This is a genomic window from Klebsiella sp. 141162 (assembly GCF_050600755.1).
GTDB lineage: Bacteria > Pseudomonadota > Gammaproteobacteria > Enterobacterales > Enterobacteriaceae > Klebsiella > Klebsiella aerogenes.
Genome location: NZ_JAQIRI010000001.1, coordinates 948,391 through 962,441, shown reverse-complemented (window position 1 = coordinate 962,441; position 14,051 = coordinate 948,391). Strand labels below are relative to the sequence as shown.

At 55.1% G+C, this 14,051-nt stretch carries 13 protein-coding genes; 7 read left to right on the top strand and 6 right to left on the bottom strand.

Annotated features, from left to right (window positions below):
* Position 1: 1 nt before the first annotated feature.
* A complete protein-coding gene (locus tag PGR23_RS04500; RefSeq protein WP_396279619.1) occupies positions 2 to 1,534 on the bottom strand; it encodes an ABC transporter substrate-binding protein in 1,533 nt (510 codons plus the stop codon).
* Positions 1,535 to 1,766: 232 nt separating this feature from the next.
* Between PGR23_RS04500 and PGR23_RS04495 the strand changes: the two genes are divergently transcribed.
* The 5 genes from PGR23_RS04495 to PGR23_RS04475 all read left to right on the top strand — a co-directional run bounded on the left by PGR23_RS04495 (position 1,767) and on the right by PGR23_RS04475 (position 8,217).
* Positions 1,767 to 2,900 (top strand): ROK family transcriptional regulator, encoded by a 1,134-nt coding sequence (locus PGR23_RS04495; protein ID WP_213292490.1) that lies wholly within the window; start codon positions 1,767 to 1,769, stop codon positions 2,898 to 2,900.
* 13 nt (positions 2,901 to 2,913) lie between these two features.
* Positions 2,914 to 4,365, top strand: a complete 1,452-nt coding sequence (locus tag PGR23_RS04490; RefSeq protein WP_396279618.1) for a M81 family metallopeptidase — start codon at positions 2,914 to 2,916, stop codon at positions 4,363 to 4,365.
* Between the two features lie 3 nt (positions 4,366 to 4,368).
* Entirely contained in the window at positions 4,369 to 6,186 is a 1,818-nt protein-coding gene (locus tag PGR23_RS04485; protein ID WP_396279617.1) for an ABC transporter ATP-binding protein, read from the top strand.
* A 188-nt stretch (positions 6,187 to 6,374) separates the two neighbouring features.
* Positions 6,375 to 7,121: a DeoR/GlpR family DNA-binding transcription regulator gene (locus PGR23_RS04480; protein ID WP_396279616.1), complete on the top strand. Its 747-nt coding sequence runs from the start codon at positions 6,375 to 6,377 to the stop codon at positions 7,119 to 7,121.
* Positions 7,122 to 7,134: 13 nt separating this feature from the next.
* On the top strand, positions 7,135 to 8,217 hold the full coding sequence (locus PGR23_RS04475; RefSeq protein WP_396279615.1) for an oxidoreductase: 1,083 nt from the start codon (positions 7,135 to 7,137) through the stop codon (positions 8,215 to 8,217).
* 44 nt (positions 8,218 to 8,261) lie between these two features.
* Here PGR23_RS04475 and PGR23_RS04470 read toward each other — a convergent pair whose 3' ends face one another.
* Both PGR23_RS04470 and PGR23_RS04465 read right to left on the bottom strand, forming a co-directional pair.
* Positions 8,262 to 8,888: a transcriptional regulator gene (locus PGR23_RS04470; RefSeq protein ID WP_396279614.1), complete on the bottom strand. Its 627-nt coding sequence runs from the start codon at positions 8,886 to 8,888 to the stop codon at positions 8,262 to 8,264.
* Positions 8,885 to 9,862 carry a threo-3-hydroxy-L-aspartate ammonia-lyase gene (locus PGR23_RS04465; RefSeq protein WP_213292485.1) on the bottom strand — a complete coding sequence of 326 codons (978 nt, stop codon included), beginning with the start codon at positions 9,860 to 9,862 and terminating at the stop codon, positions 8,885 to 8,887. Before PGR23_RS04465 ends, PGR23_RS04470 begins: the two co-directional genes overlap by 4 nt.
* Positions 9,863 to 10,111: 249 nt before the next feature.
* On the opposite strand from PGR23_RS04465, the gene PGR23_RS04460 reads away from it, so the two are divergent.
* Positions 10,112 to 10,306, top strand: a complete 195-nt coding sequence (locus tag PGR23_RS04460) for a hypothetical protein (protein ID WP_045397506.1) — start codon at positions 10,112 to 10,114, stop codon at positions 10,304 to 10,306.
* 79 nt (positions 10,307 to 10,385) lie between these two features.
* On the opposite strand, the gene PGR23_RS04455 is transcribed toward PGR23_RS04460, so the two are convergent.
* Complete coding sequence (locus tag PGR23_RS04455; RefSeq protein ID WP_045397509.1) at positions 10,386 to 11,144, bottom strand: hypothetical protein; 759 nt, start codon at positions 11,142 to 11,144, stop codon at positions 10,386 to 10,388.
* A gap of 461 nt (positions 11,145 to 11,605) precedes the next feature.
* On the opposite strand from PGR23_RS04455, the gene PGR23_RS04450 reads away from it, so the two are divergent.
* Positions 11,606 to 12,172, top strand: coding sequence for a DJ-1/PfpI family protein (locus tag PGR23_RS04450; protein ID WP_045397511.1), 567 nt, complete (start codon positions 11,606 to 11,608; stop codon positions 12,170 to 12,172).
* A 67-nt stretch (positions 12,173 to 12,239) separates the two neighbouring features.
* Here the strand turns inward: PGR23_RS04450 and PGR23_RS04445 are convergent, their stop codons facing one another.
* Positions 12,240 to 13,580, bottom strand: a complete 1,341-nt coding sequence (locus PGR23_RS04445) for a VasL domain-containing protein (RefSeq protein WP_396279613.1) — start codon at positions 13,578 to 13,580, stop codon at positions 12,240 to 12,242.
* Between the two features lie 20 nt (positions 13,581 to 13,600).
* Positions 13,601 to 14,044: a type VI secretion system baseplate subunit TssE gene (gene tssE / locus PGR23_RS04440; protein ID WP_015705635.1), complete on the bottom strand. Its 444-nt coding sequence runs from the start codon at positions 14,042 to 14,044 to the stop codon at positions 13,601 to 13,603.
* Between the last annotated feature and the right edge of the window lie 7 nt (positions 14,045 to 14,051).

Here is a 14,051-nt window from a genome sequence, read left to right as displayed (position 1 = left end):
GTTACGGTTTTTGCGCTTCGGTGACGATAATTTCGCCGCCCGGCTCCATCCGCACGCCTTTAATGGTGGCGCGGGTGGCGTACAGATCGTCCTGGAAATAGAGCATCACATGCGGCGCGTCCTGCATAATGGCCTTTTGCGCCGCCACATATTCGGCGATACGCGCGTTGTTATCCATGGTGGTCGCGGCTTTATCTAACAGCTCATCTACCTGCGGGTTGCGGTAGAAACCAAGGTTAGCCCCGGCCGGCGCGGCGCTCTGTGAGTAGTACAGCGGGCGCAGTTGCAAATCAGAACCATTAAGGCCGGAAGACCAGGAGGCCAGCACCGCATCGGTACGGTTGGCCAACTTTTCCGCCGCCGGGGCAAACGCCGCTTTGCTCCAGACGCCGCTCTCCATCTGCTGGATGTTAAGTTTCACGCCAACTTTGCCCCACATCGCCTGCAGGATTTGCGCGGTACGCGCATCCGGTCCCTGCACGGCGATGTTCATCTCAAAGCCCTGCGGGTACCCGGCCTCTTTTAATAGCGCTTTCGCTTTATCGAGATCCCACGGATAGTCGTTGAGGGTTTTATCATATCCTTCGTTCACCGGCGCCAGCGGCGAGTTGGCGGCAGAAGCAAAACCAAACATCACCGCCTTCAGCAGCGCTTCTTTGTCGGTCGCCAGGTTCAGCGCCTGACGCACGCGGACATCATTCAGCGGCTTTTGCTCAACGTTGAGCGCTACCCAGAATACCGACGCTCCCTGCCCCTGCTCCAGCTTCACCTGCGGGTTGCTTTTCAACTGCAGACCAAACTGCGGCGGTACCGGGTTAATCACATCGACCTGGCCGGAAAGCAGCGCCATGTTCATCACCGACGGCTCCGCGCTCCAGGTCCACTTAATCTCATCCGGGCCGTGATTCTCGCCCCAGTATTTCGGGTTTTTCTTCTCCAGCACATATTCACCGGTTTTATACTCCTGCAGCATATATGGGCCGGTACCGTCCGCTTTACGGCCAATGGTGCCGGCTTTCGCCGCCGTGGGGCTCACCATCTTCGCTGAGCCGCCGGTCAACAGATTGAGGAAAGAGGGATAGACCTTTTTCAGCGTAATCTCGACGTTGTCATCATCGAGCTTCTTCACGGAAGCGATCACGTTGCGCATCCGCGAACTGGCTGCCAGTCCGCCTTTCGGGTCGATATGTCGTTCAATATTGGCGACGACCGCATCGGCATTGAACGGCGAGCCGTCATGGAAAGTGACGTTTTTACGCAGGGTAAAAGTCCAGACTTTACCGTCATCGCTGACCTTCCAGGCGGTGGCCAGCGCCGGGGCGATTTTGAAATCCGGCGACAAATCCACCAGACCTTCATACATCGGTTTTAAAACGGTATCGGTAAAGGTCGCGGTTTGGTCGCCCGGATCCATGCTACGCGGAGGTTCGTTTTGCATCACGTTCAGCGTCGCTGCCTGCAGCGCCGTCGCCCCGCCGGTTGCCAGTAAGCCTGCCAGAATGGCAAGTCGATATTTATTAATAATTGCCTTCATCCGTTAACCCCTACCTGTCTGTTATGTCGCCAGTTGTGGCTGTTATGTTGCGATTAGGTTTTCTTTTTACCCAAAACAGAGTCCCATAAATGTGATATTAGCCATGATTAACGCTTAATTAGGTAATAAATTTAACTTATATGTGATTGTTTAGTTATTTTTGAAAATAAACTGGTTGCTAAAGCGCCAGCCCGCGATTATGTTCAGAAAAAAGCGTTATGGCTGAGTAACTATGCTGAACAAACTCCACCAACAATTGATTCATTTGGTCTGTAGCGAGGAAGGCGCCAGCCGCGCAGACCTCGCCCGCCTGACGGGTATGAGTAAAGCGGCCATTGGCGCACTGGTAAAAGAGATGCTGGCCGATGGGCTGCTAGAGGAGAGCGATATGGCCGCTTCCGGCGGCCAGGGGCGCCCCTCCGTCACCCTTTCGCTGGCGCCGGACGCCGCTTACGCTATCGGCATCTCGCTGATTGATAATCAGCTGGTGTTGGTACTGATGAATGCCAGCGGTGAGAAAATCGCCGAGCGGCTGCTCACGCCGCTGCTTGAAATCCCCGCCTTAATCCAGCAACTGGCGGATGAAATCCGCAGTTTGTTAAACGATACGCTTATCGAGCGCCAACGGCTGGTCGGCATCGGTTTTGCTCTGTCTGCCTTTGTCGACGCCGCGCAATCGGTCTGCGTACAGTCGGCGCTGCTGGGCTGGCATCAGGTACCGCTAGCTGAACTGTTAAGCCGCGCGACCGGCGGGATCCCGGTATTGATTGAAAACGACACCCGGGCGCTGGCGAACTGGGAGAAAACTTTTGGCCATCTACGCAAGCTGGAGAGCGCAGTGGTGATTTCTCACGGCAGCGGCATCGGCAGCGCGGCGGTCATCTGTAACCGAATCTGGCGCGGCGCCCACGGCGGCGCGGGAGAAATAGCCCACTGCACCATCGTACCAGCGGGCACGCCTTGTCGCTGCGGGAAGCGTGGCTGTCTCGACACCATTGCGTCTCTCACCGCCATCTTTGAACAGGCGCGTATGGCCGGTATCGACACTGACCAACTGGATGAACTGGAAGCCATGGCGCGTAAGGGCCACAGCGCCGCCATCCAGATCCTGCATCGGGCCGGCGATGCCTTAGGGTTAGCCATTTCACATCAGATCCAGACTCACGATCCGGCGGCGATCATGCTTGCCCACCAGCCGGAAAGCTTTAACGGTTTACTGAATACCGTGATGCAACAAGCCATTGAAACCAACCTGCTGCCGGGGATGGCGGGAAAAACGCCGCTTATCTATCGTCCGCTGGCTCAGGACAGCTGGGCGCTCGCCGCGGCGAGCGTCGCGCTGACTCACGTTCTCTTTCCAGGATAATTTCGAGGTCCTTATGCGCATTGCCGTTGGCGGAATACATATTGAATGCAGCACGTTTAATCCGGTCCTGACTCATGAAGCGGAGTTTCGCACCGTCAAGGGCGAAGCCCTGCTGGAAGCGCCTCACTTTCAGTTTTTACGCGATTATCCGGCGACATTTCTGCCGACGCTGCACACCCGGGCGATTCCCGGAGGCCCGGTGGCGCGAGAGACCTATGAGCAGTTCAAGGCCGAATTCTTAAGCCGGCTGCAGGCGCAACTGCCGATCGACGGCCTGTACCTGGCGATGCACGGCGCAATGTACGTTGAAGGTATGGAAGACGCTGAAGGCGACTGGATCACCGCCGCCCGCGCCTGCGTCGGCGATGACTGCCCGATTGCCGTCAGCTACGATCTTCACGGTAACGTGACCCAGCGCATCATCGACGCCATCGATATCTACTCAACCTATCGCACCGCGCCGCATATCGATATCGAAGAGACCATGCGCCGTTCGGTCAGTATGCTGGTGAATAGTCTGCAAAGCGGCGTGCGCCCGGGCATAGTGTGGGCCCCTATCCCGGTATTACTGCCTGGCGAGCGAACCAGTACGGAAGATGAACCGGCAAAAAGCCTGTACGCCATGTTGCCGCACAGCGACCAGATCGACGGCGTACTCGATAGCTCATTAATGGTCGGCTACGTGTGGGCCGATGAACCGCGCGCCACCGCCGCGGCCATTTTTACCGGCACCGATCGCGCGGTACTGGAGCAACAGGCCGCCAAACTGGCGCAGGCCTATTGGGACGCGCGGGAAGATTTTGTTTTCGGCTGCCGGACGGGCAGCGTCGCCGAATGCGTCGCTCAGGCCATCACCAGCGCCACGGGCCCGGTGATCCTGGCGGATTCTGGCGATAATCCAACCGGCGGCGGCGTCGGCGATCGCGGCGATGTGCTCGCCGAGCTGCTACGCCAGCAGGCGCAAAATACCCTGGTGGCCGGCATTACCGACGCGCCGGCGACGCGTGCGGCCTTTGAGGCCGGCATTGGCGCAGAACTGCAGTTGACTATCGGCGCCAGCCTCGATCCGGCGGGCGTCAGCGCGAGCGCGCGTTTTACCGTCACCGGTCTGCTGGCGGCGGATCCGCAGCGCCCGGCCAATCAGGCGGTGCTACAGACAGGCGGTGTTACCGTGGTGGTAGCCGACCGCCGACGCCCGTATCACGATATCGCTGACTTTAGCGCGTTGGGGCTCAACCCGCGGCAGGTGAAAATCCTGGTGGTCAAATCCGGCTATTTATCGCCGGAGCTGGCGCCGTTGGCCAATCCGAACCTGATGGCGCTCTCGGAAGGGGTGGTCGATCAGGATATTGAACGGGTGGCGCGTCTGCGGATGCTGACACCGACCTGGCCATTTAAGCGTGATCTCGAATTCACCCCACTGGTGCGGGTTTCCGCTCGCGCGCCCTTTGCCGGGGAGTGCTGACTCATGAACCGCGAAACGCCTGCGCCAGTGCTGGCCGTCGACAATCTGAGCGTCGCATTCCGCCACGGCGATAGCTGGCAGAAAGTGGTGCGTAATATGTGTTTTAGCCTCTATCCAGGTAAGACGCTGGCGATCGTCGGCGAATCCGGCTCGGGTAAAAGCGTGACGGCGATGGCCATTATGCGCCTGCTTTCTGCCCGGCATAGCCGTACCGAGGGACGGGTGCTGCTCGGCGGCAAATCCCTGCTCGACCTTCCTGAAGAGGAGATGCGTCGCGTGCGCGGCGCCGAGGTGGCGATGATTTTTCAGGAGCCGATGACCAGTCTTAACCCGGCATTTACTATCGGCAATCAGATAGCGGAAGTTTTTATCCGCCATCAGGGCTTATCGGCGCGCCAGGCGAAGCAGGAGGCCATCGCCCTGCTGGAAAAAGTCCGCATTCCGCATGCCGCGCAGCGTTTCGATGAATATCCGCATCAGTTCTCCGGCGGTATGCGCCAGCGTGCGATGATCGCGATGGCGCTGGCCCTGAAGCCGAAACTGCTGATCGCCGATGAACCCACGACCGCGCTGGACGTCACTATCCAGGGGCAAATCCTCGATCTGATTAAAACCCTGCAGGCAGAAAACAATACCGCGGTGCTGTTTATTACCCATGATATGGGCGTAGTCGCGGAAACCGCCGACGATACGCTGGTGATGTTTCGCGGCGATGCCATCGAATGCGAGCGTACGCCGACGCTATTCGCCACCCCGCAGCAGCCCTATACCCGTACGCTGCTGGCCTCGGTACCCGCGGCAGGTGAAATGGATATAAGCTCGACCCCCTGTAAGTTCCCATCGGTGAACCTGCAAACCGGGGAAATCCGTCGTTACCCGCCAGAGCCTGACCTCAGCCTGACCAGCAACGAGCCGGTATTATCGGTCAAAAATCTGGTCACCCGTTTTCCAGTTAAAAAAGGCTTTTTTAATCAGTTAGCCGGGCATATCCACGCCGTAGAAAACGTTAGCTTTGATCTATGGCCCGGAGAAACGCTATCGCTGGTGGGCGAATCAGGCTGCGGTAAATCGACCACCGGTCGCAGTCTCATTCGCCTGGTCCAGGCGCAATCCGGCCATGTTCGCCTTAATGGCTATGACGTCCTGCAAGCCGGGCGCCAACAGCAAAAGCGGATGCGTCAGGATATCCAGATGATTTTTCAGGATCCGTTCGCCAGCCTGAATCCACGGCTGAAAATCCAGGAAACGTTGATTGAACCACTGCTGGAAAATGGCCTCGCCACCCGCCAGCAGGCGCTGGCGCGCGCCCATGAATTGATTGAGAAAGTGGGACTCAGCGTCGCGGTGCTTAACCGCTATCCGCATGAATTTTCCGGTGGTCAGCGCCAGCGCATCTGCATTGCCCGCGCGCTGGCGATGAATCCCAAGGTGATTATCGCCGACGAGTCGGTGTCGGCGCTGGATGTGTCGGTCAAAGCGCAGGTGGTCAACCTGATTATCGAACTGCAACGAACGATGAAAATCGCCTTTCTGTTCATCTCTCATGATATGGCGGTGATTGAACGCATCAGCCATCGGGTGGCGGTCATGTATCTCGGTGAAATCGTCGAAATTGGCCCGCGGCAGGCAATTTTCGCCAATCCGCAACACCCCTATACGCAGAAGTTAATTGCGGCGATCCCGAAAACCGATCCGTCTCGCCGACATCTTCTGCGCGAAGCCAATAACGATGAACTCCCCTCGCCGTTTCGCGATAAAGACTGGCAGCCGCCGACGCGCCGCTACGAACAAGTCGGTAATCAGCACTGGGTAATGCGCTGAGCGGAGTACCTTTAAATAGACCGGCTTAACGCTCTGTAGTCTGCGCTGAGCCGGTCCCCCTTCCCAAAAAGCGATGCACAATCCCCCCTTTTAGCTGGCAACGCATTTTTTGCTGCTTTTTGCGATTCACATTCTCACTTCATGCTGTATCATGCGGTTTATTGCAGTCTTTTGCAGGAACAGCGATTATGCATAAAACCGCCCGACAACAGTTTTTACTCGAACTACTGAGCGAAAACGGTCAAATTAGTATCAGCGAACTGGTCGAACGATTGCAGGTCTCGCCCGATACCGTTCGCCGCGATCTTAGTGACCTGGAAAAACGCGGACTGGTACAGAAAAACCATGGCGGCGCTATCGCTCTCGATCTTCCAGCTATGAATCGTCAGGCGCGCAATGCGCTGCTGCCCGAGACTAAGCAACGCCTCGGCGCGCTGGTCGCCCGTGAGATTCCTCCAGGATCAACGCTATTTTTAGACGCCGGCAGCACGGTACTGGCCGTCGCCGCTCATCTAAAAGGACCGCTGACGGTCATCACCCCTTCGCTGGATATTGCCCAACTATTTAGCGAACGGCCCGATATCGAGTTGGTTTTACTTGGCGGAAAATGGGATATGCGGCAGCGGCTGTTTGCCGGTAGCGCCACGCTGGCGCTGCTTTCTCGTTACCGCGCGGATATCGCCATTCTCGGCGCCTGCGCGATCCATGCGCAACAAGGGCTTAGCGCCAGCCAGGAAGCGGATGCGGAGGTAAAGCGCGCGATGCTGGCAGCCAGCGTCGAGCACTGGCTGGTGGCTGACCATCTGAAACTTAATCGCTGCGAGCCATACCTGGTCGCCGAACTGAAACACATCGATCGTCTGTTCCTCGACAAGCCATGGCTCGCGCTTGGCGAAGACAATTCAATGCAGGTCAGCATTGCTGACGCTGAATAACGTGGAGAAAGTCATGCATAAAGTTATTACCGGCGCAGGTAAACCTATTAACATTGCGCTGATCGGCTATGGATTTGTCGGCAAAACGTTTCACGCGCCGCTCATTAACTCGGTCGATGGGTTAAAGCTTGCCGTCGTCGCCTCCCGCGACGAAGCCAAAGTGAAGCAGGACCTGCCAGATGTCACGGTAATCGCTTCTCCGGAAGAGGCCATTCAGCATCCGGACGTCGATCTGGTGGTACTCGCTTCGCCGAACGCCACCCACGCCCCGCTGGCTCGACTGGCGTTGAACGCCGGTAAGCACGTGGTGGTGGATAAGCCCTTCACTCTCGATATGCAGGAAGCGCGCGAGCTGATCGCGCTGGCGGACGAAAAGCAACGACTGCTTTCTGTCTTCCATAACCGCCGTTGGGATAGCGATTATCTCGGCGTCAAGCAGGCCATCGAGCAGGGGCTGATCGGCAAGGTTAAGCATTTCGAGTCGCATATCGACCGCTTCCGCCCGGAAGTACGCGTTCGCTGGCGCGAGCAAAACGTGCCGGGCAGCGGCCTGTGGTTTGACATCGGCCCGCACCTGATCGACCAGACGCTACAACTTTTCGGCCTGCCGCAATCGGTACAAGGCAATATCGCTACCCTCCGACAGGGCGCGGAGATCAACGATTGGGCGCACGTGGTGCTGAATTATCCGCAGCACAAAGTGGTTTTGCACTGTAGCATGCTGGTGGCCGGCGGCGTCTCGCGCTTCACGGTCCACGGCGATAGCGGCAGCCTCGTTAAACTGAAAGCAGATCAGCAAGAGAGCCAGCTGCTGGCTGGGGTCATCCCAGGGAGCGAAAGCTGGGGCCAGGATGACGACAGCATGACGCTGTTCGACGCCAGCCTGCAGGCGCACACGCTCGCCACGCCGAAAGGCGATCAGCGTCAGTACTATATTCAGGTTCGCGATGCCCTGCAGGGCAAAATCGCCAACCCGGTGCCGCCGCTACAGGCGCTGGCGGTGATGGCGGTGCTGGAAGCCGCTGTTGCTTCAGCAGAAAGCGGCAGCGTGCAAAAGCTGGCGTTAACCACCGACGAACTGACCGGGCTTCAGTAATCCCTTGATGGAATAGCGGCTGCAGCTCCGCGCGGCCGCTACGCTTATCTCTCCTGTCGGGCGTATAAATAGGCGGTCGCCCGCGAAATGCCAAGATGCTGCGCGACCATTTCCATCGATTTGCGCAGATCTAATAGCCCCTCTTTACGCAATTGTCGAATCACCGTTTTACGATCCGCCGCACTCAGCGCCCTGGCTGTTGTCGCCCGCTCGGCGGCGAATGCATCAATTCGTTGGCGAATGGCCGCTGCGCCGCCCGGTTCAAGATGTTCAACCACCGTGGCGCTTTCCGTGGCGGTAAAGCGCGCCAACGCGCTCTGCATACCGCGAAACAACGTCATATCGACGTTAAGACAGAGGGCGGCAACATATTCACCGTTATCGCCCTTAATACCGATGGAGGTACTTTTCACCGCACGTCCGTCAGCAAACTGATTGGCATAGTTGGCAACGACGGCCGGGAACTCGGCGCTGGCAATCCGCGCTAACCCCATCTCGGTCGCCGGCTGACCAACCTCTCTGCCGGAGAGATTATTGTGGATAGATAAAATGGCCTGTTGAGGATGCGTCAGGTCATGGACGACCACTTCACAAAACGGCGCGAAGGTTTCGCTTAACCCCTGGGCGATGAGATCAAGCTGTGCCAGCAAGGGCGACATCTCGCTACTCATAATTCGTTCCCGGTGGCCAATAAAGCGCTGTAACGACTCATATCCACATTACCGCCGCTGATAATAATGCCGACTTTTTTACCCCGCAGATGCGCCATGGCGCCCCGTGCGGCAGCGAAGCCCAGACAGCCGGTTGGTTCGACCACCATTTTCATCCGCTCGGCGAGAAATTTCATCGCTGCGACCAATTCATCGTCACTCACGGTCAGGATATCGTCGACGTGTTGCTGTATTAGCGGAAAAGTATATTGCCCAAGATGCTGGGTCTGCGCGCCGTCGGCGATGGTTTTCGGCGTCTCAATATGCACAATGCTGCCGCAACGAAAAGATTGCTGGCCGTCATTGCCAGCTTCGGGCTCTACGCCATAGATTTTACACCCCGGAGACAGATGACGCGTCGCCAGCGCCGAGCCTGACAACAGCCCACCGCCGCCGAGGCAGACAAATAGCGCATCCAGCGGACCGACCTCTTCTATTAGCTCTTTCGCCGCCGTCCCCTGCCCGGCAATCACGTGCGGATGATCGTAAGGAGGGATAAGGGTTAGCCCATTCTGTTGCGCCAGATCGCGACCGATCTGCTCGCGATCCTCCGTGTAACGGTCATAAAAAACGACTTTACCGCCGTAGCCCCGGGTGGCGGCGACTTTAGCCGCAGGCGCATCGTGTGGCATGACGATAGTCGCCGGAATGTCCAGTAGTTTAGCCGCTAGTGCAATGGCCTGCGCGTGATTGCCAGAAGAAAACGCCACTACCCCGGCCCGTTTTTGCATTGGGCTAAACTGTTGCAACGCGTTCATCGCGCCGCGGAATTTAAATGCCCCCATGCGCTGATAATTTTCACACTTTAAAAACAGCTGCGCTGAGTATTGCTCATCCAGGGTACGGGAGGTCATCACAGGAGTAGAGTTGGCGTAACCGGCAATCCGCCGGGCGGCCGCTGCCACGTCGCGATAATCGGGAAGTTGTAGAGTCATTGTTTCGCCTTGTTGTTCAATGAGCAATCAGGATTTAATACAATTAGTCTAATTAAATACATTATGTGTGATCAATATTCAACCGCAAATGGCATCGATCGCAACCAGAAGAAAATGTGCTCCGCTTGCCTATTGCCTGCTGGAAATTTCCCACATTTGGGAGCAGGATATAATCAAATACCTGATTATTGTGGTAACGCCCCATCAGCTTCTGCGGACGCAACCCGACACACTGGACAGGAGAATGTCATGTATTACACGTTAGGAGAAAAGACCCTCCACTTTTATCGCTATCAGTGCCGTTACTACGTTGCTCATTGGGACGGCGGTCACGTGATGGCCGAGCAGTTCAAGCCGTTTATCGCCGGGATCAGCGAAAAGACCGGCCTGGAAGCAAAGCGTGTGGAAGCCGTCGCTCGCGATTACTTTACTAACGTGGATTAACACAACCCTTTGATATCGCCAGAAAAGACTAAACGGCACCTCAAAGGTGCCGTTTTATATTCACTTTGGTGAGAACCAATCAGGCGGTGGGGATTTTTGAAATAATATATTCGAGTGATTCATCAATATTCTCACCTGCCAGCATTTTCTTCCGCACGCTAAACGCCCGGCCTGTACGTAAGAATTTTAGGGAGACAGTGTCATTAGTAACACCTTTTCCTGTTAATACGATTTCATTCAGCGGTACGATAAAAGTATCTGAGTACAATTTTGGTTTAACTATCAATTTATCACCAGAAAGACCAATCATAACGCTCTCCTTGAGGCGTACCCCATTCCAGATATTGAGAATGCCTACTGCGACCAATAAATAGCCAATTCCCACGCCCATCACCAGCACAATAACTCCCATGCATAAAGCAATAGCACCAGTAGGCGCAAATCGGGATGTATCGCATGTTAATTTATAGTTTTTATCTTCAGGCTTAGATATATCAACCTCTGCTTCAGGGTTATAAACATCAAGGTTTGCATTGCAGTATCTTTCGTAGCTAAAAATATAACCGATTAAAAACAACAAACCAATCGGCACCATAGCAATCCCACCGATATAAGCAAACACAATACCAACACGCGGGGCTTTCGGTAATAAAAAAACGCTTACCACCTGAACAACTATAGCAAGGGGAAGTACAATTGTGACCAAATCTTTAATCAAACGCAGCGTTCGATCGTAGCCATAATAATCTGAAAGCGAGTTGACCTCATTGAGCACCAAAAGAAACATGGCTAAGTTAATTATAATACCAATCAATGTCAGACGGTGAATTTTATTCATTCATACTCCATTATGCTTACTCATCGTAACATATTAATTTAATTAATAGGTTTACACTATGCCGCCAATAACAAAAGGCATTTTTAACACCTGGCGCCGTTCAACAATTCGAAATATCCGAATATATTCTCGCATGTAAAAAAGACAACACACACATAAGATAAAGAATATATCCCAAAGATTCGCACGCCAATAAAAAGAGCCAGCCGATATTAACAAATACACCCTCCCCGTCAACAAAAAAAGCAAAACGCAATATTCAGGCGTCATTTCTTTTTAATGTAAACTTCCCTGGTGCGGAATTTAATTCATGCGTTAAATTTATTTCTCTTGATCCGATACATCAGGTCTATATTTTATCGACATTGCTGCTTTCATTCTTATTCATGCATTAACCATTGGCATTATTCATTTTACCAGGCTATACCTTAGGCATCATTATTCATCAAGGATCTGTTGCAATGGGCAAGAAAATTTTAATGCTGGTGGGTGATTACGCTGAAGATTACGAAACCATGGTCCCGTTTCAGGCATTACAGATGATTGGCCATCAGGTCGATGCTGTCTGCCCGGATAAAAACAAAGGCGACTATATTATGACGGCGATTCATGATTTTGACGGCGCACAAACCTATAGCGAAAAACCCGGTCATCGCTTCGTACTGAACGCTGACTTCGATAGCGCCAATGAGCAAGACTACGACGCACTGCTCATCCCCGGCGGCCGTGCGCCAGAATATCTGCGCCTGAATGAGCAGGTGATTAAGCTGGTACAGGCTTTTGACGCTGCGCGTAAACCGATTGCCGCCGTCTGCCACGGCCCACAGCTTCTCGCGGCCGCCGGCATTCTTAAAGGCCGTACCTGCAGCGCTTATCCAGCTTGCGCTCCCGAAGTTCGCCTCAGTGGCGGACATTACGCCGATATCGGTATCGACCAGGCGCACGTTGATGGCAATCTGGTTACTGCTCCCGCCTGGCCCGCCCACCCGCAGTGGCTTGCTAAATTTGCCGAGGTGTTGCAGCGGTAAGCGCCTTTTCCAGGGCTGGAGTCGCTACGGTACGATATGCCCCCCAGCCCTTACTCCTTGCGCGAAGCTATTCCACGGTTTTATTTTTTACTAGTGCATAAGAGACTATCAGCTGCTGCAGGTGCTGTTCCGCTTGTTGCTGCTGCGCGGCGCGGCTGATTTGCCCTTCTGTCATCGCCGATAGTTGGCGTAACTGTTCTTCAGCCGGAACGGTTCGATTAAGAGACTGAGTAATGGCGAACACCGCGGATTTCAGTTCACTGACCGTCAGGTATTTTCCCTTCTGCTCATCCAGGGCATTCAGACGCTGAGTTAATTGCTGCAGTTGCTGCATTCCCTGATACCACCCGGTGAGGTTTTCCGCTGGCAGCGCGGCAGCTGTGATCTGCTGCCGCCACTGCGAGGACAATGTTTTCGCCTGCTCCGGCCATAGCGCCAGTGCCTGTTGTACCAGTTGATCGCTATAGTCGATGGCCCAATTAGGTTTGAGTTGAGCCAGATGTGTAAGCTGCTGCCGGGTCTGCTTTATCCCACTGTCTGCTGACGGTGCGTGCAGAGAAAAGGAGCGTAACTGATCTGGCGAAAGTACCGTCGGCAATGGCGCCAGACTGAGAGCGAATTGCTGCTGTTCCGGATCTGGTTGATTCATCGCCTGCCACCCCCACCCTGCCGCTGCGGTCAGCGCCAGCATCGTCAGCATACCGGCCATAAAAGGTCGCCATCGTTTTTCAGAGTTCTGACGCTCATTGCCGACTTGCACGTTTGGCAGCGTTTCCGGCGGCGCAATATAAACCCACTTTGTTCGCTCAACCCGCTCATCCAAATGGGTGGACGCGTTCTCCATCGTGACTACGTGCGGTAGGGTATCAGCGCTGGTCACGCCATCGCTATTCTCCAGCCGTACTGCCGCGTTATGCATCAAATTGAGCAACGCATCAAACTGACTGACGTGCTTTAATTCCAGACGCTGCAGCGCAGCATCCAGCGCTTTCAGATGCACTTCCGCCTCATAAATCAAACTAAGATCGACATAGGCTAGCGTCAGCGTCCGCAGCGCTTGCAGTAGCCGTTTACCCAAACCGCTAAGGATTTCCAGCCGCGCGTGTACCGGCTGTGGCCAAAGGCTCCCCCACTGACGAGTAATCAGCGTTTCCAGGATAGCCAGTCCTTCATTCAGCCCGCATAAGCCGGTTAACTGCGTACGGGCAAGCGTATACCAAGCCGCGGTCTGCAGCTCTACGCCGTTACGGTCAAATAATGACAGGCAAAGCCGTTCTGCGTATAGCCAGTCAACGTCGGGGCGCGCCGGGTGGCTGAGTTTGTGCATTTCTTCACGCAGCTTTGCGTAGTCTGCCAGCGTGCGCGGGTCGCCGCCGGTAGTCAGGTGACGCTTAGGATAAGTTGTCATAGGGGTAACCAGAGTGAGGGCTAAATAGCGGTGCGGGCATTCAGATACTGTTGCTGTTTCAGATGGCGAAGGAGAACCCTGCCTTCAGGCATAAATTCCGTGCCATAGCGTACCAGACCAATTTCCTTCAGTTCCGCGTCGATGGCATAACGCAGTTCGCCTGGCTGTGTCTGTTCGAGCATCTCCACACGGAGGCTGTTCAGCCGCGGTTCGTATTTGAGCAGTACCGCGGACAGCGTGGTCATTAACTGGTGCGCGCTACCCGGCATCCCCTGGAGAATTTTTGTCATATCCGGCAGACCGTAATCCGGAAGATGCGCCAGCGTGCCAGCCCGGCAGTTGAGGATACGCTGCATATTATCAAGCACCGATAAAATAACCTGATTTTCTTCACCGATCTGATGCAGATCGAGACCGCCGGAGAAATTACCAAACAGGGTGTCGTAAAGTGAGGGGCGCGGCATTGTTTTT

Excerpts from the sequence above, each read along its gene's own strand:
- PGR23_RS04500 (WP_396279619.1), bottom strand. The coding sequence starts at position 1,534 with ATGAAGGCAATTATTAATAAATATCGACTTGCCATTCTGGCAGGCTTA.
- PGR23_RS04495 (WP_213292490.1), top strand. The coding sequence starts at position 1,767 with ATGCTGAACAAACTCCACCAACAATTGATTCATTTGGTCTGTAGCGAG.
- PGR23_RS04490 (WP_396279618.1), top strand. The coding sequence starts at position 2,914 with ATGCGCATTGCCGTTGGCGGAATACATATTGAATGCAGCACGTTTAAT.
- PGR23_RS04485 (WP_396279617.1), top strand. The coding sequence starts at position 4,369 with ATGAACCGCGAAACGCCTGCGCCAGTGCTGGCCGTCGACAATCTGAGC.
- PGR23_RS04480 (WP_396279616.1), top strand. The coding sequence starts at position 6,375 with ATGCATAAAACCGCCCGACAACAGTTTTTACTCGAACTACTGAGCGAA.
- PGR23_RS04475 (WP_396279615.1), top strand. The coding sequence starts at position 7,135 with ATGCATAAAGTTATTACCGGCGCAGGTAAACCTATTAACATTGCGCTG.
- PGR23_RS04470 (WP_396279614.1), bottom strand. The coding sequence starts at position 8,888 with ATGAGTAGCGAGATGTCGCCCTTGCTGGCACAGCTTGATCTCATCGCC.
- PGR23_RS04465 (WP_213292485.1), bottom strand. The coding sequence starts at position 9,862 with ATGACTCTACAACTTCCCGATTATCGCGACGTGGCAGCGGCCGCCCGG.
- PGR23_RS04460 (WP_045397506.1), top strand. The coding sequence starts at position 10,112 with ATGTATTACACGTTAGGAGAAAAGACCCTCCACTTTTATCGCTATCAG.
- PGR23_RS04455 (WP_045397509.1), bottom strand. The coding sequence starts at position 11,144 with ATGAATAAAATTCACCGTCTGACATTGATTGGTATTATAATTAACTTA.
- PGR23_RS04450 (WP_045397511.1), top strand. The coding sequence starts at position 11,606 with ATGGGCAAGAAAATTTTAATGCTGGTGGGTGATTACGCTGAAGATTAC.
- PGR23_RS04445 (WP_396279613.1), bottom strand. The coding sequence starts at position 13,580 with ATGACAACTTATCCTAAGCGTCACCTGACTACCGGCGGCGACCCGCGC.
- tssE (WP_015705635.1), bottom strand. The coding sequence starts at position 14,044 with ATGCCGCGCCCCTCACTTTACGACACCCTGTTTGGTAATTTCTCCGGC.